The organism is Pantoea sp. Sc1 (genome assembly GCF_000255315.1).
Classification (GTDB): domain Bacteria; phylum Pseudomonadota; class Gammaproteobacteria; order Enterobacterales; family Enterobacteriaceae; genus Pantoea; species Pantoea anthophila.
In genome coordinates this window covers 321755-346629 of the sequence record NZ_AJFP01000002.1, presented here as the reverse complement: position 1 = coordinate 346629, position 24875 = coordinate 321755, and the positions used below count along the sequence as shown (strand labels likewise).

Genomic DNA, 24875 nt, shown 5'->3' with positions numbered 1-24875 from the left:
GTTTAATTATTCATCCGGTACAATTCTTATTAACGCTGTGTTAATATTCCGGCGCTTATTCAGGCGTCCTGCCGAGCGATCTATTTCCGGGAACGCAGTATGACCGTAAAATATCCTTTTTATCTGAATGCCTGTTTGCTGCATTCCCTGCGCCCTGTCTGCAGAAGCGTCCTGACACTCATTATTCTGCTGCTGCTCATTCCTCATCTGGCTTATGGCGAAATACGGGATGGCAAAGCCAATCGTATCGTCAGCGGAATTATCAGCTTCAGCCACTGGCCCGGCCTGAACAGTCCGCCCCAGTTATGTGTCTTTTCATCGGCACGGCATCTCTCCCTGCCGGAAAATATCACTTCGCCTGCTGCAACCTTTACCGTTGTCTATATAGCGACTGTCAGCCAGCTTGCGACGCACCGGTGCGATGCACTCTATTTTGGCGCGGAAACCTCGCAGCAGCAGGCAAAAACTATTCAGCAGCTACAGGGCAGAGCGGTGCTTACCCTTGCAGAGAGCAGCCCGGAGTGCACCGTGGGGGCCGCTTTTTGCCTGATATTTCAACCGGACCGAACGCTTTTTTCCGTTAATCTTGACTCGCTCGCCAGAAGTGGCGTCAGGGTGAGTCCGGATGTGCTTTTGCTCTCCCGCCAGAGAGTCGAATAATATGAAATTCGATAAAGTAAGAAACGACAAATCATCAATACGTAATAAGCTGCAGAAAATAAGCACCATCAATGCGGCGGTAATATTACTGTTGTGCTGGCTGCTGCTCTCCTCGACCTCGCTGCTCTTCATTAAAAATTATGAGAAATGTAATCTTGAACTGATTGGCTCTACGCTCAGCACGACGCTGACCGCCGCGACCGTTTTTGCCGACAGCTATGATGCGCGTAATAAAATTGAACAGCTCGGTGAACAGGGCCTTTATGCCTCTGCAAAGCTCGTCACCCGGGATAATATTGAACTGGTCAGCTGGCATGCGCAGCAGGAACCGACGGGCTGGTATTCACACTGGTTACGCGAGTGGATGTATAGCAAACCGCTTAATGTCGCCATCAATCACGCTGACGTCACGGTCGGCACACTGACGCTGGAAGGGACCGTGACCGGCGCGATGCGTTTTATTCGCTACTCTTTCCTGATCCTGACCAGCGGAATGCTGTGTGTGCTGATTGTCTCGCTGATGCTGAGCGCCTTCCTGCATCGGGGGATCGTCGCGACGCTGCGCAACATTACCAGTTCCATTCACTATGTGATTCATTCGGGCGATTTTTCCCTGCGCATACCCGGCAGCCCGACGAGTGAGTTTCAGCTGTTCTCCGATGATCTCAATTCGCTGCTGAAGGAGATGCAGTCGCTGAAGGCTTCGCTGATCCGTGACAATCGCTCGCTGGCGGCCAAAGCGCTGGAAGATCCGCTGACCGGGCTGGCCAATCGCAGCGCCTTTACGGCGCATCTCGCCCGGCTTCTGGATCGACAGCAGGAGAAGGGGCGCTTTGCTCTGCTGTTTCTGGATGGCGACCGTTTCAAGAGCATCAACGACAGCTGGGGTCATGCCGCAGGCGATGACGTTTTAAAAGCGATAGGCTCACGCCTCCTGTCTCTGGCGGCCGATCAGGATCTGGTTGCCCGCTTAGGGGGAGATGAGTTTGCCATGCTGGTGAGCAGTCGCGTCAGTGAGGAGGAGCTTCAGCGTCTGGTGCAGTGCATTCATGAGGTTATCACGCAGGCGATCACGCTTGCCGGGGATACGCAGATAACGACCTCGGTGACCGTTGGCTATGCCTGGTCACAGCAGGGTGACACGGTCGCGGCCATTCTCGAACGTGCCGATATGAACATGTACAGGAATAAACGAGCAGGTAAGGCGAAAAGATGAGAATGAAATTTTCCCTGGTATTACTTGTGATGGCGCTGGCGGGCTGTCAGTCGACTTCGCGCTTCAGTGAGGCGCAGATCGCTGCGATGAAAAGCGCCGGCTTTACGCAGAACATGGAGGGCTGGGGATTGGGCCTGTCCGATAAAATCCTGTTTGGTATCAACGAATCCGAACTGACTCCTGCCAGCAAAACGACCATTCAGACGATGGCGAGAAATCTGGCCTCGACCGGTATTGAGCATGTGCGCATTGACGGGCACACCGACAACTATGGCAAACCGGATTACAACCAGCAGCTGTCACTGAAAAGGGCAAACGCGGTCGCGGCGCAGTGGGCGCAGGGCGCGGCGATCCCCCCTGAGAATATCATCACACGCGGGTTAGGCATGAGCGCCCCGGTGGCCAGCAACAGCACTCCTCAGGGGCGGGCGCAGAACCGCCGTGTGGCCATCGTCATCACGGCGCCGTAATTCTCCCGGCAGGCCGGACGCAGGGTTCCGGCCTCGCTATGACACGACGCTGGCAGGGTGGCGCGCCTGGCGCACGAAGAGAGATTAGCGGATGGTCAGTTCATTCAGCGCCGACAGCAGCGCATCCACTTTGGGCAGAAACTGTTTGCGCCGTGGCCATACCACGCTCAGCGTCAGCCCGTCAGGCTGCAGTTCCGGCAGAATAATGTCGAGTTCACCCGCGTCCACGGCGCGCTGGATCAGCCAGGATGGCATCTGTGCGACACCCAGCCCGGCGATAACCGCCTGCAACTGCGCATCAACGTCCCCGACAGCCAGCCGCCAGGGCACCTCCCGCCAGTGCGCCTGCCCATCCTGAGTAGTAAACAGCCAGGGTTTGGTGCTGCCATCTACCCGCTCATAAAGGATGGCGGGGTGATTCAGCAGCGCCGCCTCATCTTCCGGGCGTCCCTCACGTGCCAGATAAGCGGGTGACGCACAGAACTGCATCTTCTCGCGACCCATATTGCGCCAGCCCAGAGAGGCAGGCAGGTCAGGTGCCCCGCCAATCCGTACCGCAACATCCACCCCCTCTTCAAACAGGTCAACAAAGCGATCGGACAGACTCAGGCTCAGCGCCAGTTCGGGGTGCTGCTGACAAAAGGGCATCAGCAGCGGCATGACGTTAAGGCGGCCATAGGTGGTGGGCACGGCCAGCCGCAGGCGGCCGGAAGGAATGGTGCGCTGCGCCGCCAGCACCGCTTCTGCTTCGGCCAGATCCTCCAGCACCCGCAGGCAGGTCTGGTAATAGGCGCTGCCCGCGTCGGTGAGCTGCAGACTGCGCGTCGTGCGTTCCAGCAGGCGCGAGCCTAAGCGTGTTTCCAGCCGGCTGAGGCTTTTACTGACCGCCGAGCCGGTGACATGCAAACGTTCGGCCGCCGCGGTGAAACTGCCGCACTCGACGCTGGCAACAAACGGCAGGATGTCTTTCAGGCGATGATCGTGCATCGATTCGTGAACTCAGGTTGAGAATGATGTGAATAAATGACAGAGATAAGAACTGAATTCTCTATTAGGCTTAGCATTACGCAAATTGAGGAGAAATCAAATGATAAAGCACGCTTTGATTGTGGGCATCAGCGGCGTAATCGGTCGCGCACTGGCAGACAAATTACAGCAGGAAGGCTGGCAGGTCAGCGGCCTGTCACGCGGCCGTGGTGCCGTGCCAGCGGGCGCGACCAGCCTGACTGCCGATCTGACCGACGCCGATGCGGTGCGTGACGCGCTGAAATCGGTCAAACCGGATGCGCTGTTTTTCAGTGTCTGGGCGCGTCAGGAGAATGAAAAAGAGAATATCCGCGTCAACGGCGGCATGGTGCGCAACGTGATCGAAGCACTGGGCGATCGCCTGCAGGGTTCTCACGTGGCGCTGGTCACCGGACTGAAGCACTATCTGGGCCCGTTTGAAGCCTACGGTAAAGGTGCGGTGCCGGTTACGCCATTCCGCGAAGAGCAGGGCCGTCAGCCGGTTGATAACTTCTATTACGCGCAGGAAGATGAACTGTTCGCTGGCGCTGAGAAGTATGACTATCGCTGGAGCGTGCATCGTCCGCACACCATCATCGGCTACGCGGTGGGTAATGCGATGAACATGGGGCAGACGCTGGCCGTTTACGCCACCCTGTGTAAAGAGAAGGGCTGGCCGTTTATCTTCCCGGGTTCGCCTGAGCAGTGGAACGGTGTGGCGGATATGACCGATGCGGGTCTGCTGGCTGAGCAGCTGCTCTGGGCCGCCACCTCGCCCAATGCCGCTAACCAGGACTTTAACGCCGTAAACGGCGATGTCTTCCGCTGGAACTGGATGTGGCCGAAACTGGCAGAATACTTTGGTATCGAGGCGGCGGACTATCCGGCGCAGATGATGCCGCTGGAAGGGCGGATGGATGAGGCCGCCAGCGCATGGCAGGCGATTGCAGAGAAGCATCAGCTGCGTGAGGCGGATATCAATAAACTCGCCTCCTGGTGGCACACCGATGCCGATCTGGGACGTCCGATGGAAGCCTTTACCGACATGAGTAAGAGCCGCAAAGCGGGCTTTACCGGCTACCGCAGCACGCTGGACTCCTTCACCCAGCTGTTCGATAAGCTGAAAGCGGAAAAAGTGATCCCTGAGTAAAAACCTGCAGGCGCCCTATCCGGCGCCTGTTTTGTTTCCGGCATATTTGATCATTCAGTGGAGGTTCAGAACCCATGGCGAGATGTTTCATTATCGGGGCTGCGGGCAAGGTGGGTGAGCAGCTGACCCGTCAGCTGAGCAGCAAGGGGCACAGGGTGACGGCACTTCACCGCAAACCGGAGCAGGCTGAGACGTTGCAGGCAGCAGGCGCAACGGCTGTGTCAGGCGACCTTCAGCAGCTGAGCGCGGCGGAGCTGGCACAGCTGATGGCTGAGCATGATGTCGTGGTGTTTACGGCGGGGGCCGGTGGTGCCGGGATCGCGCTGACCAATGCCATTGATGGTGAGGGGCTGACACTGGCCGTGGCGGCAGCAGAGCAGGCAGATGTTCCACGCTTTATGCTGGTTTCGGCTTTTCCCGATGCAGGTCGCGGCAAAACCCCTTCAGAGGGCTTTGAGAACTACATGCGGGTCAAACGACAGGCTGATGCTGAGCTGGTGGCGAGCCGCCTGGAGTGGGTGATCCTGCGCCCTGGCACGCTGACTGACGAAGCGGGCAGCGGACGGATTCATGCCGACCTGGCGATCCCCTATGGCGTGGTGCCGCGGGCAGATGTGGCGGCAACCCTGGTCGGGCTGATCGAACAGCCAGCCATTAAATATCAGATCATCGAACTGACTCAGGGCGACAGCCCGATCGATGAGGCGTTGCAGCGGTTGCAGCGTGGCTAAAAAGGCTTCGATAGCCTTTTTTGCAGACCGACGCTGAAGACAAAGCAGGGTGAATCTGACAGCAGTAAATTCGCTCAGGGCGTGGGGAACGGGGTCAGAGGAGGAAAGCGTCCCGCGCCAGGACGGCGCGGGCCGAGCGTGTCATGGATGACGGCTTTTGCGTCTTTCCGATCTGACCCCGTTCCCTGCGCAGGCTCGCTACCACAGCCAGATTTTCCTTTGAGATCTTCAAAAAAAAGCCCCCGAAATCGGGGGCTTTTACCGCATCTCTTACTTCACACATTTCGCGCAGTGCGCGCGCTCAATATGCTGGAAGAAGTCGTTACCTTTATCATCGACCAGGATAAAGGCCGGGAAGTTCTCGACCTCAATCTTCCAGATCGCTTCCATCCCCAGCTCCGGATACTCCACGCACTCCAGACTCTTAATACTCTGCTGCGCCAGCACCGCTGCCGGGCCGCCGATGCTGCCGAGATAGAAGCCGCCATGCTTGTGACAGGCATCCGTCACCTGCTGGCTGCGGTTGCCTTTTGCCAGCATGATCTTACTGCCGCCGTGTGCCTGCAGCAGATCCACGTAGGAGTCCATACGCCCGGCGGTGGTCGGGCCGAGTGAACCGGAGGCGTAACCTTCAGGCGTTTTGGCCGGGCCAGCGTAATAGACCGGATGATCCTTAATGTACTGCGGCAACCCTTCACCGTTATCGATACGCTCTTTGAGCTTCGCATGCGCAATATCACGCGCCACGATAATGGTACCGGTCAGAGACAGACGGGTAGAGACCGGGTAGGCGGAGAGCTGCGCCAGAATCTGCTCCATCGGACGGTTCAGATCAACCTGTAAGACTTCACCTTCGCCCTGCTGACGCAGCGCTTCCGGGATCAGTCGGCCCGGGTTGGCTTCCAGTTTCTCAATCCAGATGCCTTCGCGGTTGATCTTCGCCTTGATGTTACGGTCAGCGGAGCAGGAGACGCCCATGCCGACCGGGCAGGAGGCACCGTGGCGCGGCAGGCGAATCACGCGAATGTCGTGCGCGAAATATTTGCCGCCAAACTGTGCGCCCAGACCCAGCTTCTGCGCGGCTTCCAGCAGTTCCTGCTCCAGCTGCACATCACGGAATGCCTGACCATGTTCGTTGCCTTCGGTCGGCAGACCATCGTAGTAGTGGGTCGAGGCGAGCTTAACCGTCTTCAGCGTGCTTTCCGCTGAGGTGCCTCCGATAACAAATGCGATATGGTACGGCGGACAGGCGGCCGTGCCCAGGGTGCGCATCTTATCCACCAGGTAATTTTTCAGCTTGCCGGGACTCAGCAGTGCTTTGGTCTCCTGATAGAGATAGGTCTTGTTAGCAGAACCGCCCCCTTTGGCAATACAGAGGAATTTGTACTCGTCGCCATCCACGCTGTAGAGGTCAATCTGCGCAGGCAGGTTGGTGCCGGTGTTCACCTCTTTGTACATATCCAGTGCGGCGTTCTGGGAGTAGCGCAGGTTATCTTCGATGTAAGTGTTATAGATACCCTGCGACAGCGCGGCCTCATCCCCGCCGCCGGTCCAGACGCGCTGACCCTTTTTACCCATGATGATAGCGGTGCCGGTATCCTGACAGGTTGGCAGCACGCCTTTGGCGGCAATCTCAGAGTTGCGTAAAAACTGCAGGGCGACATATCTGTCGTTGTCGCTGGCTTCCGGGTCAGCAAGGATTGAGGCAACCTGCTGCTGGTGAGCCGGACGCAGCATAAAAGAGGCGTCGTGGAAGGCCTGCTGAGCCAGCAGCGTCAGCGCCTGCGGGTCAACTTTCAGGATCTCCTGACCTTCAAATTCGGCGACTGAGACATGCTCACGGCTCAGCAGATAGTATTCGGTTTCTTCGTGGGACAGCGGAAAAGGGTTCTGATAGACAAAAGGTTTGTTCGACATTTTTTCTCACTTAATGACCGGCTGAACCACCGCGAGCAGGCTGCGGGGCGCAACATCATAGGCGAATTAATCGTTTATTATGCTTCCCCGCCGCGGGTGCAGCGGGGAAGTGCAGGAATGGTATCTTATAACGCGTTGATCTGCATGTTGTATCCGTCAGAACATCCACACCATCCACGGATAGGCAATCACCATCATGGAGACCAGGAATATAGCGCCGAAGATGGTACCCAGACGCCAGTAGTCTTTAGTCGGCAGATAACCGCTGCCGTAGTAAATCGGACTTGGGCCGGTGCCGTAAGGGGTGATGATGCCCATCACACCCAGAGAGGTACAGAGCATCAGGCAGAAGACCGGCATATTGATGCCAGGAATCGAGGCGGCAATGGTCAGCATGGCTGGTAACAGCGCGGTGGTGTGCGCGGTGGTACTGGCAAACAGGTAGTGCAGCAGGAAGAAGGCGATTAACAGGACGACGGCTGAAATCTGCGGGTCGTAGCCCTGCAGCAGCATGCCACCTTCTTTACCTAACCAGGTGATGAAACCGACGCGAGCCAGACCGTCCGCCAGCGCCACCAGGGTAGCGAACCAGGCAAAGGTGTTCCAGGCGGGTTTATTGCTGGTGATATCGTTCCAGCTGAGCACTCCTGTCCATAACATCAGGACCACGACCAGCAGTGCCGCCAGGGCGGGCTCAATCCACGAGGTCGCGAAGATCCACATCAGCAGGGCGCAGACCACGAACACCAGCAGCAGGATCTCATTGCGGGTCAGTCTGCCCAGTTTCTCCAGTTCAGCCATTGCCCATTTTGGCACTTCATCGTTGATTTTGACTTCAGGCGGATAGAACCAGTAAGCCAGCAGCGGCATGGTCAGAATCAGCAGCAGACCCAGCGGCAGGAAGGCCAGGAACCACATGCCCCAGGAGATATCAAAACCGATGATGCTTTTCACCAGCGCCAGGGCCAGCAGGTTGGGTGCCAGTGCAGAGAGGAACATTGAGCTGGTGATACAGGCGGCGGTAATGGCGACCCACATCAGATAGGAACCGATTTTGCGGGCGCTTGGGTCATTCGGTTTAGAGCCGTAGAGCGGAGGCAGGTTGGCGATAATCGGATAGATGGTGCCGCCACTGCGCGCGGTGTTCGACGGGGTAAAGGGTGCCAGCAACAGGTCAGCAAAGGTGATGGCATAACCCAGCGTCAGGCTACGGCGACCCAGATATTTCACCAGGATCAGCGCCAGGCGACGCCCAAACTGCGTTTTGTCATACCCTGCGGCGAACATAAAGGCACCGAAGATCAGCCAGACCGTGGAGTTACCGAAACCGCTGACCGCCCACTTGAAGGATTCACTGGCGACTTTGAATTTCGGATTAGCCAGCTCTGCCGGGCTGAAAAGCAGGAACTGACTGAAGAGCGCGATGACGACAACGCCCGTCAGGCCGATCACGGCGCCGGGCAGGGGTTCAAAGATCAGGCCGACGATGACGCCGACGAAGATGGCGAAGAAGTGCCAGGCGTAGGGTTCAAGGCCCGCAGGTGTCGGCACCAGTAACAGCAGCACGGCCACCAGCACCGGCAGCGCCAGCATGATCGCTTTCTTTTTCCCCGCACCCGCAGGTGCGGCTTTTGGGGGTTCAGTTACAGCTGAGAGTGTTTTCATAGTGTTTTATCTGCAAGTTAAGAAGAATACGATTTGCGCCCCGGACCTTCACTGATGAATTTCGTTCTTATTCTTGATAGTGTGAATAAACCGCGATGCACTGATTTGTTTAATCCGCTGCCTGAGGATTGAGCAGCATTTTTAAAAGCCTGTAAATATGATGCGATTTCTGAAAATATAAATTTTGATCCAGATCAAAGAAATTAATTCATTATTCGCGATTTTTTAACATTTATTTTCTATTTATATTTCTGCCACCGGCATTCTGACACTTTTGTGAAGCGGGTCAACAAATGAGCAGGGCGGAAAAGCAGGAGGTTATCACATAACTTTCTGATAATGAATGATTTTATTTCAATGTAAACAAATGGTTGATTTTTGGTTACCCTTGATTAACAATAAATATAACTTTAGTTCCGCCATTCAGCAAATAAAAACTCCAGATGCTTTAAAAGTTAAATAAGTAAATTTATCGCTTACGTAAGCAAAGAAAGGCGTATATTAACTGCATGACATCGGACCACTTAATTAAGCGATAATTTGCGTCCGCTAAAAAATTTCCAGACTTTTAAATCTTGGAGTTTATCGCAATGAATACACTCACTCCCATCCTTAATCCACTGACCCTGCCAAATGGCGCCGTGTTAAAAAACCGACTGGTGATGGCCCCGATGACCACCTGTACCGGTTTCTATGACGGCACGGTCACCAGTGAACTGGTTGAATACTATCGCGCACGGGCAGGCAGCATCGGAACCGTGATTGTCGAGTGCTGCTTTATCGATAACCGCGGCCCGGCCTTTCCGGGTGCCATTGCTATCGACAGCGACAACAAAATCCCCGGTCTGAAACGCATTGCGGACGCGATCAAATCTGAAGGTTCTACCGCCATTTTACAGATCTATCACGGCGGCCGTATGGTCGAGCCGGAGCTGATTGGCGGGAAAACCCCGGTTGCGCCGAGCGCCATCGCGGCGCCGCGTGAAGGTGCCACCCAACCGCTGGCGCTCAGCGCTGAAGAAGTCGATACCATGATCACCAAATTTGGTGATGCAGTGAACCGTGCGATCAAGGCGGGTTTCGATGGTGTGGAAATTCATGGCGCCAATACCTATCTGATCCAGCAGTTCTATTCACCCAACTCTAACCAGCGCGATGACAAGTGGGGCGGCAGCCGCGACAACCGCGCTCGTTTCCCGCTGGAAGTGCTGGAAATCACCCACAAGATGGCGGAGCGCTTCGCCCACAACTCCTTCATCATCGGCTATCGCTTCTCGCCTGAAGAGATCGAAGTGCCCGGCATTCGCTTTGACGACACCCTCTATCTGCTGGAAAAACTGGCCGCGCGTGGCCTGGATTATGTCCACTTCTCTGTGGGCCAGCTGCTGCGTCCGTCGATTGTGGATACCCAGGACCCGACGCCGCTGATCGAGAAGTACCTCGCCATGCGGTCGCCTGAACTGGCAAAAGTGCCGGTGATTGGCGTCGGCGGCGTTATAAACCGGGCCGATGCCGAGATGGCGCTGGAAAAAGGCTACGATCTGGTGGCGATTGGTAAAGCCTGTATCGCCTACCCGAACTGGGCTGACCGGATCATCAACAACGAGCACCTTGAACTCTATATCGACAGCAACAAACGCGAAGAGCTGCAGATCCCGGAACCGCTGTGGCGCTTCTCGCTGGTCGACGCGATGATCCGCGACATGAGCGAATCGGGCCGTAAATACAAAGCGGGCGTTTATCAGGAAAAAGTGGAAGCAGAAGCGCTGAAGCTGAAAATCAACGTGACGCTCGACACGGACCGTATCACCGACATTTCACTGGTGCCGGATGACACCCTGGATGTCGATTTCACCACCACGTTTGAAAGCCTGCGTAACCGCATTCTGGTAGCGAACAGCCCGCACGTCGACGCCATTACCGGCGCAACCACCCAGAGTGAGGCGCTGAAAAAAGCGGTTTCACGCGCCATGACCACCTCCAGCAAAGCGCATGTGATTGAAGAGGGGGGCAACCCGAATGCACCGCAGAATTACGATGTGGTGATTGTCGGCAGTGGCGGGGCAGGTCTGGCTGCGGCGATTCAGGCGCACGACGAGGGCGCTCGCGTCGTCATCATCGAGAAGATGCCGACCATCGGGGGTAACACCATCAAGGCGTCGGTCGGTATGAATGCTGCCGAAACCCGCTTCCAGAAACTCAAAGGCATCGAGGACAGCAAAGAGCTGTTCTATGAAGAGACGCTGAAGGGCGGTCAGTTCAAAAACAACCCGGTGCTGCTGCGTGAGTTTGTGGATCTGGCACCGGAAGCGATCGAATGGCTGGCTAACCACGGCATCGAACTCAACGACATTACCATTACCGGCGGGATGAGCATTGACCGGACTCACCGTCCGGCTGACCGTTCCGCGGTGGGGGGCTTCCTGATCAGCGGTCTGGTGAAAAACATCAACAGCCGTAACATCGAAGTCCTGCTGGAGACCTCGGTCGCAGAAATCCTGTATGAAAATGGCGCGGTCACCGGCGTGAAGGTGGTCGATGAATACAACGACAGCCGCATCCTCTACGCGAAAAGCGTGATTGTGGCGACCGGCGGATTCAGTGCCAACCGCGAGCTGGTGGTGAAATACCGTCCAGAACTCGATGGCTTTGTCACCACTAACCATAAAGGCGCTACCGGCAGCGGGATTGCGATGCTGGAGAAAATCGGCGCGGGCACGGTGGATATGGGTGAGATCCAGATTCACCCAACGGTGGAGCAGACCACCTCTTATCTGGTCTCTGAATCCATTCGCGGCGGCGGTGCTATCCTGGTCAGCCAGGCGGGCAAGCGCTTCTATAATGAAATGGAAACCCGCGACAAAGTCTCGGCGCAGATTATCGCCCTGCCTGAGAAGAGCGCCTGGATTGTGTTTGACGAACAGGTGCGGATGAATAACAAAGCGGCCGACGAGTATATCGCTAAAGGCTTTGTCATCAGCGCGCCTACCGTGGCGGAGCTGGCGGTGAAACTTAACATGGGCGAACATCACACCCTGGAAGCGACACTGGCCCGTTACAACAACTTTGTTATCCAGCAGAAAGATGAAGATTTTGGTCGTCAGACCGCGCTGCGTCACCCGCTGAGTGAAGGCCCCTTCTACGCGATTCGTATCGCGCCGGGTGTTCACCACACCATGGGGGGCGTGACCATCGACACCACGACAGCGGTGCTGGACACTCAGAAACAGGTGATCAACGGTGCCTGGGCCTGCGGTGAGGTGGTTGGCGGTATCCACGGCGCAAACCGTATCGGCGGGAACGCCGTCGCCGATATCATCATCTTTGGTATTCTGGCCGGTGGTAACGCCGCCGCTTACGCCCGACGTTAACGGTCCTCTCCGGCATCCGCCTCTGGCGGGTGCCGGTTTTCCCATTCTGAAGCAGAGTCGCCTATGTTAACTGAAGCGCGTGTCTATGCTTACTCCGCCGTCCTGATGGGGTCACCCATCCTGCTCAAACTCTTCGAAGACAATCAGACCCTCGCCGCACAGGTTTTCCGGCTCATCAGACAGCAGGAGAATCTCTTCACCGTGAACCGCGCCGCCTCTGAGGTGATGGCGATCAACCATGCGGCAGGGCAGCATCCGGTGGTGGTCAGCCAGCCGGTGTTCGATCTTATCGCCTGCGCGCATGCGGTGAGCCTGCTGCCCGACAGCCTGTTTAATCTGGCGATCGGTCCACTGGTGAAGTGCTGGAAAATCGGCTTTCAGGGGCACAGCGTGCCGTCACCAGCGGAGCTTCAGGCTCGCAGGGCGCTCATCGATCCCCATGAGGTCATGCTTGACGCCGACGGCCGCAGCGTAATGCTGGCCAGACCGGGCATGGAGATTGACCTGGGGGCCATCGCCAAAGGTTATATCGCCGATCTTGTGCAGGCTTTTCTGCGCCAGCAGCAGGTCAGCCATGCGCTGATCAATCTGGGCGGCAACGTGCAGACCGTGGGGGCACCCCCTGATGAACAGGGCTGGGCAATCGGCCTGAAAAAACCGTTTGGCGCAGCCGACGAGCTGATCGGCGTGATTGGCGTGAACAATCGCTCCGTAGTGACATCCGGCATCTATGAACGTTACTTCGAGCTGAACGGGATCTGTTATCACCATATTCTGGACCCGCGTACCGGGTATCCGCTGGATAACGAACTGCTGAGCGTTACCGTCATTTCTGACCGGTCGCTGGATGGCGATATCTACACCACGCTGCTGTATGGTCTGGGCGTGGAACAGGGCATTGCCTGTCTGGCGGACAAACCGGGTATTGAAGCCCTGTTTGTGACCCGCGACAGGCGGGTCATCTGTTCGTCACAACGTCACTTTTCGTTTCAGCTGCTGGATGACGATTACCGGCTGGTTCACTGACAGTACTGTTTGAGCAGGGTGTGATATTCCGGCTGCAGGCGGTAGCGGTAAACCGGGCGACCGGTGACGCCATAGTGAATGCTGGTGAACAGAATATTGATCTGCGCCAGCCAGATGAGGTATTTGCGGCAGGAGACGCGGGAGATATTCACCTCGGTTGCCAGCTCGTCGGTCGAGAACTCGGTACCCGGATGGGCGTCGATCCACAGGCAGAGCGTCCGCAGCGTCTGCGGCGTCAGTCCCTTCGGCAGGCGTTTCTGTTCGCTGGCCCCCGGCGGGTTGCCATGCAGAAGCTGGTCCACGTCTGACTGCTGGTAAAACTGATGATTATCCATCAGCGACTTCTTCTGTCGCCAGCCGGTGAGCGCCTCTTCAAACCGGGCAAACTGGAAAGGTTTGATCAGGTAATCGACCACCCCGTAGTTAAGTGAGGTTTTGATGGTGGCGGCATCGGCAGCAGACGAGATAATAATCACGTCAACAGGACGGCCTGCGCTGCGCAGCTCCGGGAGCAGGTCGAGGCCGTTTTCCTGCTGCATATAGATATCCAGCAGAATCAGATCCACCTGTGGCTCGGCCTGGGCCAGCCGCTCTTTCGCCTGCTGTAACGTCGAGGCCGTTCCGCAGCAGGTAAATCCCGGGATCTGCCCGATGTAGCAGCGGTTCAGCTCCGCGACCATGGCGTCATCATCGACAACTAACACATTAATCATTGGGTAATCATTCCTCTCTCCCACGGAAGTTGTACTAAGAATTGGGTAAAGACGCCGGGTTCTGACTCGACGCTGACGCTACCCCCCAGGCTTTCGGTCTGCTGTCTGACCAGAAACAGTCCGACACCGCGATCCTCACCCTTTGTGGAGACGCCCCGTTCAAAGATGGTGTTCAGCTGCGCGGCATCAATACCGGGACCATCATCACTCACTTCGCAGGCTAACCAGCCATTCTGATAGTGCAGCATGAGGTGGATTTCACCCTCAGTCTCCGGGTCCAGCGCCTCAAGCGCATTCTCAATTAAATTGCCCAGCACCGTAATCAGCACCGCGCTCTGCTCCTCACTGCCGCAGTCGGGCAAAAAACTGGCCTCATCGATAATCAGCTGATGGCCCTCATCGGTAACCCGGTTGATTTTACTGAGCAGGAAACCGGCAATGATCGGCGATTTGATCTTCTGCAGCAGTGAACCGATCTCCGTCTGATAGGCGTTGGCGGTTTTGAGAATGTACTCTTCCATCTGCGCATAGTTTTTCATATGCAGCAGGCCCAGAATGACATGCAGCTTATTCATGAATTCATGGGACCGCTCACGCAACGCATCCACATAGTTTACCATGCCGTCCAGACGCTGCATCAGCTGGCTGATCTCGGTTTTGTCCCTGAAGGTGGTCACCGCCCCGATAATCCGGTCACGGCTGCGCACCGGTACGGTGTTGGTGATCAGGATGCGATTTCCCAGCGTCAGCTCTTCATCATACCAGGCTTTCCCCGCATGCAGCGCATCCTGCTGGTGGCGGTGCATCACGCTCTCTTCAGCAATCAGATCGCCGCTGGCTGGCGTTTTCTGTGTGGTCTCATGCAGCAGTTGCTGCGCGGCCTGATTGATCAGGCTGACGCGGGAGTGATCGTCTACCGCGATCACCCCCTCTTTGATGGAGTTAAGAATGGCCTGGCGCTGCTCAAACAGGCTGGAAATCTCGTGTGGCTCCAGACCCAGCAGGATGGTTTTCAGCCGCCGGACCAGAATCAGGATACCCAGCAGCCCGACCACGCCGCCAAACAGGCTGGTCCAGACGATGTTCCAGCGGCTTTTCGCAATCTGCGCCGCCACATCATTCAGCGCAATGCCGATCGCCACCACGCCGATCTGCTGATGCTGCGCGTTAAACACCGGCGTAAAGACCCGTAACGCTTCCACCAGCACACCATGATTGACCGCCACATTCTCCCGACCGCTCAGGGTGGGATAGATATCGTTACCGACAAAGTGCTTGCCGATCACCGCAGCATTGGGATGCGAAAAGCGAATGCCGCGCATATCCGTCACCACTACAAACAGCAGGCCGTTGCGTTTACGCGCCGCCTCGGCCAGCGGCTGGATCTGGCTGCTGCCGTCAGGCAACAGCAATCCCCGCTGAATTTCCGGGCTGTCCGCCAGCGTTCGGGCGACCGCCATCGCCTTATCTTTCAGGTGCGACTGGGCAAAGTTATCGATCTGAACGAAATAGAGCAGATGGACAGCCAGCAGTACGGTGAAGATAACCGCGGTCATCATCAGTGTGGTCAGGGTACTGAGTTTCATGGGTCGTTTCGTCACGGCGTGTCGGTTCTGTGGTTGGCTTGTCATAGGCTTTCAGTACGGATGGGAGATCGCCGGGAAACATACGCTAACTCGCCGCATCAGTACAGTTTTAGCGGCCTGACCGCCGTCGGTTTCAGTAAGAATATTTGTGTTAGGGGATTGTATAATTCAAAGGACACCCTTAATGTGTGGTTAAAATAATCGCTCAATAAAGTAAGCCTTTTGTAATTAAATTAAGGCTAAATTGCTATTTTTAATTTTATAACTAATTTCGCATTAACTCGTAAATAACATTATTTTAAACTTTGAGGACTTTTTTTAACCAGTACGGTCCGAGCTGTAGATTAAAATGATGAATTCACAAAAAGTTATTCCCGCGCTGTCTCTTGCGGCCCTGTTAGTTTCATCCGCACTTCACGCTGAAACCTCACCAGAAAAAACCGATGTTCTGTTAATTGGCGGCGGCATCATGAGCGCCTCCATGGGCACCATGCTGGAAGAGCTGCAGCCTGGCTGGAAACAGATCATGGTTGAGAAGCTGGATGGCGTGGCGCTGGAATCCTCAAACGGCTGGAACAACGCCGGTACTGGTCACTCTGCCAATATGGAGCTGAACTACACGCCTGAGCGTAAAGATGGCTCTATCGACGTGTCCAAAGCGCTGGAAATTAACGAAGCCTTTATGGTTTCACGCCAGTTCTGGACCGCACAGGTTAAAGAGGGCGTGATGCACGATCCGCGCTCTTTCATCAACTCTACACCACACATGAGCTTCGTCTGGGGCGACAACGTCGACTTCCTGACCAAGCGCTATGCTGCACTGCAGAAAACCGCGCTGTTCCAGGGCATGAAATTCTCCACCGATCACAAGCAGATCGAACAGTGGGCGCCGCTGGTTATGGAAGGTCGTGATCCGCAGCAGAAAGTCGCGGCAACCTGGACCCCGGTCGGCACCGATGTTAACTACGGTGAAATTACCCGTCAGCTGATCGGCAGCCTGAAGAAGAATAACAACTTCCGTCTGGAAACCTCCTCTGAAGTTACCGAGTTCAAGCGCAACGGCGACAACTCCTGGCACGTCACCATTAAAGATGTCAAAAATGGCAGCGAGCGCGCGGTCGATGCGAAATATGTCTTTATCGGTGCCGGTGGCGGCGCGCTGAAGTTACTGCAGAAAACCGGCATTCCGGAAGCGGACAACTACGCTGGCTTCCCGGTTGGCGGCTCGTTCCTCGTGACCGAAAACAGCGCAATTGCGAATCGTCACCTGGCGAAAGTCTATGGTCAGGCTTCAACCGGTGCACCACCGATGTCTGTTCCGCATCTGGATACCCGTTATCTGGATGGCAAGCGCGTCGTGCTGTTCGGACCGTTTGCGACCTTCTCTACCAAGTTCCTGAAAAACGGCTCGCTGTTTGACCTGCTGAGCACCACCACGACCCATAACATCGTGCCAATGACCGATGTCGGTATCGATAACTTTGACCTGGTGAAATACCTGATCGGTCAGGTGATGCTGAGTGATGAAGATCGATTCGACGCGCTGAGAGAGTACTATCCGGACGCGAAGAAAGAGGACTGGAAACTGATTCAGGCCGGTCAGCGTGTTCAGATCATCAAGAAAGATGCTGAGAAAGGTGGCGTGCTGAAACTGGGTACAGAAATTGTGACCGATCAGCAGAAAACTGTCGCAGCCCTGCTGGGTGCCTCGCCTGGCGCGTCAACCGCTGCTCCTATCGCGTTAAGCGTGATGCAGAAACTGTTCCCGGAAGAGTTTAAGTCAGCAGAATGGCAGGCCAAGATCCACAAAATGATCCCTGGTTATGGCCAGAAGCTGAACGACAACGTGCCGTTGCTGCAGCAGGTGTGGAATGACACTGCGGCAACCCTGCAGCTGACCACGCCGCCTGTGATCAACATGGATGGCAAATCAGCACCGGCGCCAGCGGCTCAGCCTGAGCAGGCAGCGCCTTCAGCCAAACACGACATGGCGCTGTAATCGCGTCCTGATGTGAAAAGCCCGCGCGGGTGACCCTGCGCGGGCTTTTTTATTGCGTGCTGTTCAGTGCTTCAGGCTGACGGCTTGCCGCGTGACGGGTTCCCGGCAGGCGAGCAGTTGTGTTTAGTGTCAACTAAAGCGGGTGTTTTAAGGCTTGTGGTGGTTTCAGGTAATGGATGTCTGATTTGAGCGAGAAGCGGAGGTCAGGTGTTTCGCTCAAAACAAGTGTTGTCATTGCAGACATAGCAGTCTTTTAATCCAGGTGAAACGGGTCAATTTAATTGTTCGCGGAAGTCAGGTATAGTTGTAAACTAGATTAAATATGTATCTGGTAAAGGAAATTTGTATGCAGGAAAGAATTCAAAGTGCGACATCTTTTGTGGAATCATATATTCATCGACTCCCCCACGAGAATCATAAAAGACGTCAGTGTTTCCTGCTTTTTCTTACCGGCATCATTTGTTGCGTTGGTGGGGTTGGTTGGTCTGGTGCTTATATTTATAATGATAAACCATATCTGGCCGCAATATGTTCATCTGTTGTCATGCTAGGAATTTATTCATTATATACAGCATATAACGGACTTCGAAAAAGAGATGTCTCTATATTTTGCCATCTTATTCTTTTCATTTGCATAATTATCTCCCTTACTGATTATCCACTGGTTAATATCCCTCGTTCATCTCATACATATTTGCTGGTTTATTCAATAGGTGGGTTGTTATTTCTCAGGAATGAATCTGCTTATTTTAAAAACTTTATCCCACTATTCAGTCTGTTGCTTTACTTCACCTTTTCCGTCTCTGATATTAGCTTTACCTCTGAAAAATTTCATCCTCCCGTGTCGATAATGATCAATGGCGTATATGTTAACTATGGTCTTTGCCTTCTTCTGATATCTGGTATTCTTGTTATATATCGTAGTGATTATTCTAATGAGAAATATATTGAATTAGCGCTGACTAAGGCAATGATAAAGAAAGAATTATTTGTCTGCTATCAGCCACAGATAGATAATAACGGACATATTCGATCAGCAGAAGCGCTACTAAGATGGAAGCACCCGACTAAAGGTTTTATACCGCCTGATAGTTTCATCCCCGTAGCTGAAGCTTCAGGGCTAATTATACCTTTAGGGTATTGGGTTCTGGAACAGGTCTGCAGAGATATGCGGGCAATGAATAGTCATAACATTAATATTAAAGTATCTGTTAATTTAAGCCCTTTACAGTTAATGGAGCCAGATTTTGATTATAATACCCAAAATATACTTGGCAAAGAATTAATATCATTCAAAGACATAACTCTGGAAATCACTGAAAGTACATTTCTTTACGATAAGAAAAAAGTAGCCATCATTATGAATGATCTTTCAAAAAAAGGAGTGTCATGGTCTCTTGATGATCTCGGTTCTGGTTATGCCTCACTCAATGTTTTGAACGAAATGCCATTCGATGAAGTCAAAATAGACAGAGCGCTTTTGAAAAATGGAATTAATAATTCGAAGAACATTATAATTATAGAGAACGTAATTGAAATGGCAGAAAAAACTGGAATGAGCGTTGTTGTAGAGGGGGTTGAAACTGAAGAGGTCGCACAGATCTTATTTAACATGGGAAATGTTATCCTGCAGGGCTTTCATTACTCCAGACCATTACCTGTTGACGAATTTATTGAATTTATGAAGACGAAACATCAAATCAATGTTTTCAATTAATGTAACATCTCTATGATATACCCTGTCTGTCATTTTCGCGTGACGGCCCGGAAAGTGCTATATGTACCCGTATTAAACAAACTCTTCGTTTTTTAATGTCACTCTTCTTACCTTCATTTTCAGGAAATGGCTGACATTGCTTTTATAGTGTTCTACTGGTTCAGGCATTAAATTGACACAACACCTGTTGAGCTGCTCCCCGCAGATTAATTCATCCCGATGTCAGCAATGTCCGCTTCTGACACCAGGCGGACGTGCCCCCGTTTCAACGCGATTGCCCCAGGCTAAACAGCGAACCGGCAACACTCCCCAACGGGCATATCATGTTCGCGAGCGCCGCTGCTGCCCTGAAAACTTTATCAGCCGCCAGCCATCATTAGCGTGCCCCCGCAGCAACCGGGTCATGCATAAACTGAAATCGATCAGGCGCTGTCAGAAAGGGGACTTGCGACGGCTCGTGGCCTGGTCTTTAAGCGGAAAGTAGGGCGCGCTTAAATGAGAAAATATGCGCACGTGCGGCTTCGGCTGCACGTTGCGTATCGCCTGATTCCAGCGCGGCAATGATTTCATTATGCTCAGCGATCACTTCATCCATATGCGCCACGTTGGAAAGAGTGGTGGCCCAGAAGCGCTGCGCTTGTGCATGAATCACGCTAAGGATATCGGCAAGATGGCGATTACCGGCAATCTCGGCCAGGACCTGATGAAACTCGCGATCCAGCAGCATCATCTGTTCGCGGCTGCGTAACTGGCTCGCCTCATCAATTTGCTGATTAAGATGACGCAGACGCTCAAGCTGCGCATCCGTTACCTTCTGGCTGCCAAGCTCAACACAGAGCGTTTCATTTACCAGCCGTACTTCAATCAACTCCAGTGCGTCATCAATCGATAATGGCGCCACCATGACACCTTTACGCGGGATAATTTGCAGTAAACCTTCGGTTGCGAGGCGATGTACCGCCTGATTAACCGGTGTGCGGCCTATCGCCAGATCATCCATCACCTGAGCGGTATTAAGGTATTCGCCAGGTTTGTAACGCAACGTAATGAGCTTGTGCCTGAAAGCCAGATAGGCTTGTTCATTAAGAGAAAGGCTTTTATCTGCACTGCCTGGGTTCACATTTTTCGCCACTGATTCACTCATCACCACGTTCCTTTTTTACCTGTAAGACATCTTACACAAAAATCTGGCATGAAAATCGCTAGTTTAAAATTACTGTGAAATTTCACTGTGATTTTCAACCGGAGGTTTTCTCATGCAGTTGCGATTCTCTACGGGCGACAAAGCCGCGACCACACTGAACGTGGACATTACGCATTTCATTATTGCTGGCTGGGCCGGCCGCGATAAGGAAGCCGTATTGCACCATATTCGTGAATTAGAAGCCCTCGGTGTGCCCGCACCCGGTGCAGTACCGCTTTTTTACCGGGTTGCGGTTAATCAGCTCAGCCAGCAATCAGAGCTTGAAGTGGTAGGCGAGCAGACCTCCGGCGAAGCCGAACCCTTCGTTTTCTCGCATCGCGGCGAATTGTGGGTGTCCCTCACGTCTGATCATACCGACCGCCATCTGGAAACTTTTAGCGTCGCGCTCTCTAAGCAGGCGTGCATCAAGCCGGTTGCCAGCGCCGCGTGGCGCATGAGCGACGTTACCGAACACTGGGATGTGCTTGAACTCAGCTCATGGATTAAAGAGCAGGGTAAATGGGTCATCTATCAACAGGGCACGCTGGCCTCACTGCTGACACCACAGGATTTGCTCGCGCGCTATTTTGCTGGCGGTGTCGTGGAAGAGGGCGTTGCTATGTCCTGCGGCACGCTGGGCGCCATTGGCGGCATCCGGCCATCCAGCCAGTTCCGCATGGCGCTGCATGACCCGGTGCTTAATCGCACGCTGGAACACACTTACACCACCGGCGCGCTGCCGGTGGTGGCATGAGGAGAGCGCCGATGACCACACTCTGGCAAGCCAGTCAGCAGTTGCAGAGCGGCGATGCTCTGCCCGAAGCCTTTACTGAATCCGCGTTGCAGGCCGCGCAGGATCCTGAACAACAGGGGGCACTGGTGTTCACGCAACGCTACGCCGCGTCTTGTAGCGCGGCAAACGCCCGCTGGCAGGCAAAGCAGGCGCTAAGTCCCATCGATGGACTGCCAGTCAGCATTAAAGATCTGTTCGATGTCGAGGGAGAGGCGACCAGGGCCGGGTCACGCTTACTGGCCGATGCGCCCGTGGCGGCTGCCAATGCCAGCGTCGTCGATAAGCTACTGCTGGCGGGCGCCGCCATCGTTGGTAAAACCACGATGACGGAGTTCGCTTTTTCCGGCTTAGGCATCAATCCCCATTACGGCACGCCAGTCAATCCGTGGCAGCGCGAACAGCAGCGTATCCCCGGCGGATCGTCCTCTGGCGCGGCCGTGGCGGTTGCTGAGGGCATGTGTCTGGCTGCTGTTGGCACCGATACCGGCGGTTCGGTGCGGATCCCTGCTGCACTCTGTGGCCTGACCGGCTTCAAACCCACGGCAAAGCGCATCAACCAGCGGGGAACGTTGCCGCTTTCGACCTCACTCGACAGCATCGGGGTGATCGCGGACGACGTACGCAGCTGCTGGCTGCTGGATAGCGTCATTGCCGATCGGCCGCTGGCGTTACAGTCGCTGGATGTGCGAAACGCGCGCTTTGCTGTGCCACAAACGCGCGTACTGGATGGTCTGGATCAGCATGTGGCGCAGGCCTGGCAGCATGCCATCACGCTTCTGAAGCAGGCGGGTGCGATGGTTACCGACATCACGTTGCCTGAGCTGGATGAGCTGAATGCTATGAATGCGCGTGGCGGCATTACGGCTTATGAAGCCTGGCAATGGCATAAAAAAAGCGCGCAGGCACACCCTGAAGCTTACGATCCCCAGGTGCTGGTGCGCATCCAGCGTGGCAGCCATCTCACCGTGCAGGATGCCACCGAGCTCTACCAGCAGCGTGCTGCATGGCAACAGCGCATCAACGCAGCGCTAGGGGATTTTGATGCGTTACTCATGCCAACCGTTCCGCTTGTCGCGCCCACTATCGCGTCACTCAGTGATGCGCAGCGCTATATGGAGATCAACGCGCTGATGCTGCGCAACCCCAGCATTATCAACATGCTGGACGGCTGTGCGCTCTCTTTACCCTGCCATCAACCGGGCTCTGCTCCGGTTGGCCTGAGCCTTGCTTCGACTCATGGTGATGACGCCCGCTTAATCAGCTGGTCGCTTGCCGTGGAAACTGCCCTTAACCGGAGATCCTGATGATGACTCAACCCCACGGCATGCTGTATGTCGCCACCAACATTGGCGCTGAAGATGAGGCTGACTTTAACCAGTGGTATGACCATGAACACGTAGAGGAGCGTGTAGCCATTACGGGATTCCTGAGCGGTACACGCTATCAGGCAGTTAACGCTGAGTATCAATATCTCGGTTTATATGAAACCGACTCGCTGGACGCTTTTACCAGCGCCGATTATCACGCCGCATTCACGCACCAGACGGCATGGTCGGTGCAGAATCTGCAAAGAATGGTTAACCCCATGCGCCGGGTGAGCACGGTCGTGCACAAGCATGGCAAAGGCACGGGCAATCAGTTAGCGGTGTTGACGCTGCAGGCGATCGATGGCAGTGCGCTAAGCGCCTGGCAGCAGCAGATAAGCCAGACACCGGGCTACATCTCCTCCTGCGTCCTGATGCCAGACAGCGTCCTGAGTTCGCCGTTACCGAAGGAAAGCCAGGATCAGCGGAAAATGCAGCCGATGCTGTTGATTCATTGCAGCGATGCACGGAGCTGCGATCGCCTCGCTGCGGCCGCGGCACAGCTGTTTGCGGGAGAGATACAGCGTTATGCCCTCAACTGGCAGTTAACAAAACAGGAGCTGACCCATGGCTGATACCGATTCTCTGCAACATGCAGCAGGCGCCGTGCGCACCAAATCGAAGACCGGGCGTCTGGCTGCGGCCAGTTCGATTGGCACCGCGCTTGAGTGGTACGACTTTACCGTTTACAACATCATGGCCGCGCTGGTGTTTAACCATATCTTTTTCCCCAGCTTCGATCCGCTGGTCGGCACCATTCTGGCGTTTTCGACCTACGCGGTAGGCTACATTTCACGTCCGCTGGGGGGCTTTGTGTTCGGCCACCTTGGCGATGTCGCGGGGCGCAAAGCGGTGTTGATCATCACGCTGGTGATAATGGGCGTGACCACGGCGCTAATGGGCCTGCTGCCGGGCTATGCCGTCTGGGGCATCTGGAGTCCGGTTCTGTTAGTCGCACTGCGGTTTGTGCAGGGCATCGCGCTGGGCGGCGAATGGGCAGGGGCCGTGTTGTTATCGATGGAGCATGGCGACGCGAATAAACGCGGGCGTAACGCCTCCTTTGCGCAGGTTGGTCCATCCTGCGGCACGCTGATCGGCACGGGCTTTATTACGCTGGTCACGGTGATGATGAGCGCCGATCAGTTTCAGGCGTGGGGCTGGCGCATTCCGTTCCTGCTAAGCCTGGTACTGGTCATATTTGGCCTGTGGCTGCGTCGCGGTGTGGAAGAGACACCCACCTTTGTCGCAATGCAGGAACAGGAGAAAACCACGCACACCCCGTTAAAAGAGGTTTTCGTAAACTATCCGAAACAGCTTTTTATTGCCGGAGGATCGCGTATCGGCTCTGATGTCCTTTACGCGCTGGTGGTCGTTTTTACGCTGACCTACGTCACCACCGTGCTGCAATTACCGCGACCGCTGGCGTTAATGGCTACAATGCTGGGCGCAATAGTTAACGCGATTACGGTGCCGATGTTTGGCGCGCTTTCAGACAGGTGGGGACGACGCCCGGTTTATATTACCGGCGCGCTGCTGGCGATTGTATGGTCATTTCTGTTCTTTGTGCTGCTTGATAGCGCGCATCCGGTATTGATCGTGCTGGCGGTGATTGGCGGTTTGCTGATCCATGCGATGATGTACGGGCCGCAGGCCGCGTTTGTCACTGAGCAGTTTCCGGGACATGTGCGTTACGCGGGTTCATCCCTGGCCTATACCCTGGCGGGCATTGTCGGCGGGGGCTTTGCGCCTCTGATCATCACCACGTTATTTAAAGAAATGGGCAGCACGCTGTGGGTCTCTTTGTACGTCAGTCTGGCACTGGCGATTACGCTATTCGCGTTGTGGAAAGCCAGAGAGACTGCTCATCGTCAGGATTAAGATTGGCAGGGCGAAGGATTGCCCTTGTCCGGGCTATCGCTGAACGTAATGCTGCGCATAATGTTCACCCGCGGGCTTGTTAATGCCGGGATGTGCAGCATCAGTAACAACAGTGGATAAGCTCAGACTCACCCCGGTTATGCTTAAGAGAAACAAGTGTGCTGCGTTACGCTTTTAGCGAGGCGAGATAGAGCGCTTCCACTTCCGCCCGCGCCCAGGGGGTGCGTCGCAGAAACTTCAGGCTCGATTTCACGCTGGGATCGTTTTTAAAGCAGTTGATGTTGACCCGATTTCCCAGTTCCGCCCAGCCATACTGCGCGACTAAATGGTTGATCTGCATCTCCAGGGTGACGCCGTGCAGAGGATCTTTTGAGGTGTGCGCGTTCATTATCTTTTCGCCTGATTCAGTCAATGGCGCACATCCTGACAAC

The 24875-nt window shown here is 54.8% G+C and carries 19 protein-coding genes and 1 pseudogene; 13 read left to right on the top strand and 7 right to left on the bottom strand.

Features of this window, described 5'->3' with window-relative positions; all coding sequences use genetic code 11:
• The first annotated feature begins 99 nt into the window (after nt 1-99).
• Genes S7A_RS19425 through S7A_RS19415 form a run of 3 tightly spaced genes read left to right on the top strand, consistent with a single transcriptional unit; the run spans nt 100 to nt 2346 of the window.
• Nucleotides 100-660: a YfiR family protein gene (locus S7A_RS19425; protein ID WP_009093040.1), complete on the top strand. Its 561-nt coding sequence runs from the start codon at nt 100-102 to the stop codon at nt 658-660.
• A 1-nt stretch (nt 661) separates the two neighbouring features.
• Nucleotides 662-1876 carry a diguanylate cyclase domain-containing protein gene (locus S7A_RS19420; protein WP_009093039.1) on the top strand — a complete coding sequence of 405 codons (1215 nt, stop codon included), beginning with the start codon at nt 662-664 and terminating at the stop codon, nt 1874-1876.
• On the top strand, nt 1873-2346 hold the full coding sequence (locus S7A_RS19415; protein WP_033736773.1) for an OmpA family protein: 474 nt from the start codon (nt 1873-1875) through the stop codon (nt 2344-2346). Before S7A_RS19420 ends, S7A_RS19415 begins: the two co-directional genes overlap by 4 nt.
• An 84-nt stretch (nt 2347-2430) precedes the next feature.
• On the opposite strand, the gene S7A_RS19410 is transcribed toward S7A_RS19415, so the two are convergent.
• Nucleotides 2431-3333 carry a LysR family transcriptional regulator gene (locus S7A_RS19410; RefSeq protein ID WP_009093037.1) on the bottom strand — a complete coding sequence of 301 codons (903 nt, stop codon included), beginning with the start codon at nt 3331-3333 and terminating at the stop codon, nt 2431-2433.
• Nucleotides 3334-3433: 100 nt separating this feature from the next.
• Between S7A_RS19410 and S7A_RS19405 the strand changes: the two genes are divergently transcribed.
• Nucleotides 3434-4501 carry an SDR family oxidoreductase gene (locus S7A_RS19405; protein WP_009093036.1) on the top strand — a complete coding sequence of 356 codons (1068 nt, stop codon included), beginning with the start codon at nt 3434-3436 and terminating at the stop codon, nt 4499-4501.
• A 74-nt stretch (nt 4502-4575) separates the two neighbouring features.
• Entirely contained in the window at nt 4576-5232 is a 657-nt protein-coding gene (locus S7A_RS19400; RefSeq protein ID WP_009093035.1) for an NAD(P)H-binding protein, read from the top strand.
• Nucleotides 5233-5502: 270 nt separating this feature from the next.
• Here the strand turns inward: S7A_RS19400 and fumA are convergent, their stop codons facing one another.
• The gene (fumA, locus tag S7A_RS19395) at nt 5503-7149 is read right to left on the bottom strand and encodes a class I fumarate hydratase FumA (protein WP_009093034.1); all 1647 of its coding nucleotides are present in this window, start codon (nt 7147-7149) and stop codon (nt 5503-5505) included.
• 156 nt (nt 7150-7305) lie between these two features.
• Nucleotides 7306-8814 (bottom strand): DASS family sodium-coupled anion symporter, encoded by a 1509-nt coding sequence (locus tag S7A_RS19390; RefSeq protein ID WP_033736769.1) that lies wholly within the window; start codon nt 8812-8814, stop codon nt 7306-7308.
• 590 nt (nt 8815-9404) lie between these two features.
• On the opposite strand from S7A_RS19390, the gene S7A_RS19385 reads away from it, so the two are divergent.
• Together S7A_RS19385 and S7A_RS19380 are read left to right on the top strand one after the other, a co-directional pair.
• Nucleotides 9405-12185 carry a flavocytochrome c gene (locus S7A_RS19385; RefSeq protein WP_009093032.1) on the top strand — a complete coding sequence of 927 codons (2781 nt, stop codon included), beginning with the start codon at nt 9405-9407 and terminating at the stop codon, nt 12183-12185.
• Nucleotides 12186-12248: 63 nt separating this feature from the next.
• Entirely contained in the window at nt 12249-13211 is a 963-nt protein-coding gene (locus S7A_RS19380; RefSeq protein ID WP_009093031.1) for an FAD:protein FMN transferase, read from the top strand.
• Here the strand turns inward: S7A_RS19380 and dcuR are convergent.
• Both dcuR and S7A_RS19370 read right to left on the bottom strand, forming a co-directional pair.
• Nucleotides 13205-13924 carry a two-component system response regulator DcuR gene (dcuR, locus tag S7A_RS19375; protein WP_009093030.1) on the bottom strand — a complete coding sequence of 240 codons (720 nt, stop codon included), beginning with the start codon at nt 13922-13924 and terminating at the stop codon, nt 13205-13207. The genes S7A_RS19380 and dcuR overlap by 7 nt on opposite strands.
• Nucleotides 13921-15510, bottom strand: coding sequence for a sensor histidine kinase (locus tag S7A_RS19370; RefSeq protein ID WP_009093029.1), 1590 nt, complete (start codon nt 15508-15510; stop codon nt 13921-13923). The genes dcuR and S7A_RS19370 overlap by 4 nt, the downstream gene beginning before the upstream one ends.
• 349 nt (nt 15511-15859) lie before the next feature.
• Here S7A_RS19370 and mqo point away from each other — a divergent pair, with 349 nt between their 5' ends.
• Nucleotides 15860-17509 (top strand): malate dehydrogenase (quinone), encoded by a 1650-nt coding sequence (gene mqo / locus S7A_RS19365; protein ID WP_009093028.1) that lies wholly within the window; start codon nt 15860-15862, stop codon nt 17507-17509.
• 346 nt (nt 17510-17855) lie between these two features.
• Nucleotides 17856-19226 (top strand): EAL domain-containing protein, encoded by a 1371-nt coding sequence (locus tag S7A_RS21125; RefSeq protein ID WP_158000262.1) that lies wholly within the window; start codon nt 17856-17858, stop codon nt 19224-19226.
• A 469-nt stretch (nt 19227-19695) separates the two neighbouring features.
• Here the strand turns inward: S7A_RS21125 and S7A_RS19355 are convergent, their stop codons facing one another.
• Nucleotides 19696-20370: a GntR family transcriptional regulator gene (locus S7A_RS19355; protein ID WP_009093025.1), complete on the bottom strand. Its 675-nt coding sequence runs from the start codon at nt 20368-20370 to the stop codon at nt 19696-19698.
• A 112-nt stretch (nt 20371-20482) separates the two neighbouring features.
• Between S7A_RS19355 and S7A_RS19350 the strand changes: the two genes are divergently transcribed.
• The 4 genes from S7A_RS19350 to S7A_RS19335 are packed head-to-tail and all read left to right on the top strand — an operon-like array spanning nt 20483 to nt 24444.
• Complete coding sequence (locus S7A_RS19350) at nt 20483-21163, top strand: DUF2848 domain-containing protein (protein ID WP_009093024.1); 681 nt, start codon at nt 20483-20485, stop codon at nt 21161-21163.
• A gap of 11 nt (nt 21164-21174) precedes the next feature.
• Nucleotides 21175-22506, top strand: a complete 1332-nt coding sequence (locus tag S7A_RS19345; protein WP_009093023.1) for an amidase — start codon at nt 21175-21177, stop codon at nt 22504-22506.
• Entirely contained in the window at nt 22506-23141 is a 636-nt protein-coding gene (locus S7A_RS19340; RefSeq protein WP_009093022.1) for a DUF4286 family protein, read from the top strand. The genes S7A_RS19345 and S7A_RS19340 overlap by 1 nt, the downstream gene beginning before the upstream one ends.
• Complete coding sequence (locus S7A_RS19335) at nt 23134-24444, top strand: MFS transporter (RefSeq protein WP_009093021.1); 1311 nt, start codon at nt 23134-23136, stop codon at nt 24442-24444. The genes S7A_RS19340 and S7A_RS19335 overlap by 8 nt, the downstream gene beginning before the upstream one ends.
• A gap of 175 nt (nt 24445-24619) precedes the next feature.
• Here the strand turns inward: S7A_RS19335 and S7A_RS19330 are convergent.
• Nucleotides 24620-24832, bottom strand: a pseudogene (locus S7A_RS19330) (VF530 family DNA-binding protein); the annotation flags it as partial.
• Between the last annotated feature and the right edge of the window lie 43 nt (nt 24833-24875).

Bases quoted from the DNA above. Each gene is read 5' to 3' on its own strand.
- S7A_RS19420 (WP_009093039.1), top strand. From the start codon at position 662: ATGAAATTCGATAAAGTAAGAAACGACAAATCATCAATACGTAATAAG.
- fumA (WP_009093034.1), bottom strand. From the start codon at position 7,149: ATGTCGAACAAACCTTTTGTCTATCAGAACCCTTTTCCGCTGTCCCAC.
- mqo (WP_009093028.1), top strand. From the start codon at position 15,860: ATGATGAATTCACAAAAAGTTATTCCCGCGCTGTCTCTTGCGGCCCTG.
- S7A_RS19370 (WP_009093029.1), bottom strand. From the start codon at position 15,510: ATGAAACTCAGTACCCTGACCACACTGATGATGACCGCGGTTATCTTC.
- S7A_RS19380 (WP_009093031.1), top strand. From the start codon at position 12,249: ATGTTAACTGAAGCGCGTGTCTATGCTTACTCCGCCGTCCTGATGGGG.
- S7A_RS19355 (WP_009093025.1), bottom strand. From the start codon at position 20,370: ATGAGTGAATCAGTGGCGAAAAATGTGAACCCAGGCAGTGCAGATAAA.
- S7A_RS19400 (WP_009093035.1), top strand. From the start codon at position 4,576: ATGGCGAGATGTTTCATTATCGGGGCTGCGGGCAAGGTGGGTGAGCAG.
- S7A_RS19410 (WP_009093037.1), bottom strand. From the start codon at position 3,333: ATGCACGATCATCGCCTGAAAGACATCCTGCCGTTTGTTGCCAGCGTC.
- S7A_RS19425 (WP_009093040.1), top strand. From the start codon at position 100: ATGACCGTAAAATATCCTTTTTATCTGAATGCCTGTTTGCTGCATTCC.
- S7A_RS19350 (WP_009093024.1), top strand. From the start codon at position 20,483: ATGCAGTTGCGATTCTCTACGGGCGACAAAGCCGCGACCACACTGAAC.
- S7A_RS19345 (WP_009093023.1), top strand. From the start codon at position 21,175: ATGACCACACTCTGGCAAGCCAGTCAGCAGTTGCAGAGCGGCGATGCT.
- S7A_RS19385 (WP_009093032.1), top strand. From the start codon at position 9,405: ATGAATACACTCACTCCCATCCTTAATCCACTGACCCTGCCAAATGGC.
- S7A_RS19335 (WP_009093021.1), top strand. From the start codon at position 23,134: ATGGCTGATACCGATTCTCTGCAACATGCAGCAGGCGCCGTGCGCACC.
- S7A_RS21125 (WP_158000262.1), top strand. From the start codon at position 17,856: ATGCAGGAAAGAATTCAAAGTGCGACATCTTTTGTGGAATCATATATT.
- dcuR (WP_009093030.1), bottom strand. From the start codon at position 13,924: ATGATTAATGTGTTAGTTGTCGATGATGACGCCATGGTCGCGGAGCTG.
- S7A_RS19390 (WP_033736769.1), bottom strand. From the start codon at position 8,814: ATGAAAACACTCTCAGCTGTAACTGAACCCCCAAAAGCCGCACCTGCG.
- S7A_RS19405 (WP_009093036.1), top strand. From the start codon at position 3,434: ATGATAAAGCACGCTTTGATTGTGGGCATCAGCGGCGTAATCGGTCGC.
- S7A_RS19340 (WP_009093022.1), top strand. From the start codon at position 22,506: ATGATGACTCAACCCCACGGCATGCTGTATGTCGCCACCAACATTGGC.
- S7A_RS19415 (WP_033736773.1), top strand. From the start codon at position 1,873: ATGAGAATGAAATTTTCCCTGGTATTACTTGTGATGGCGCTGGCGGGC.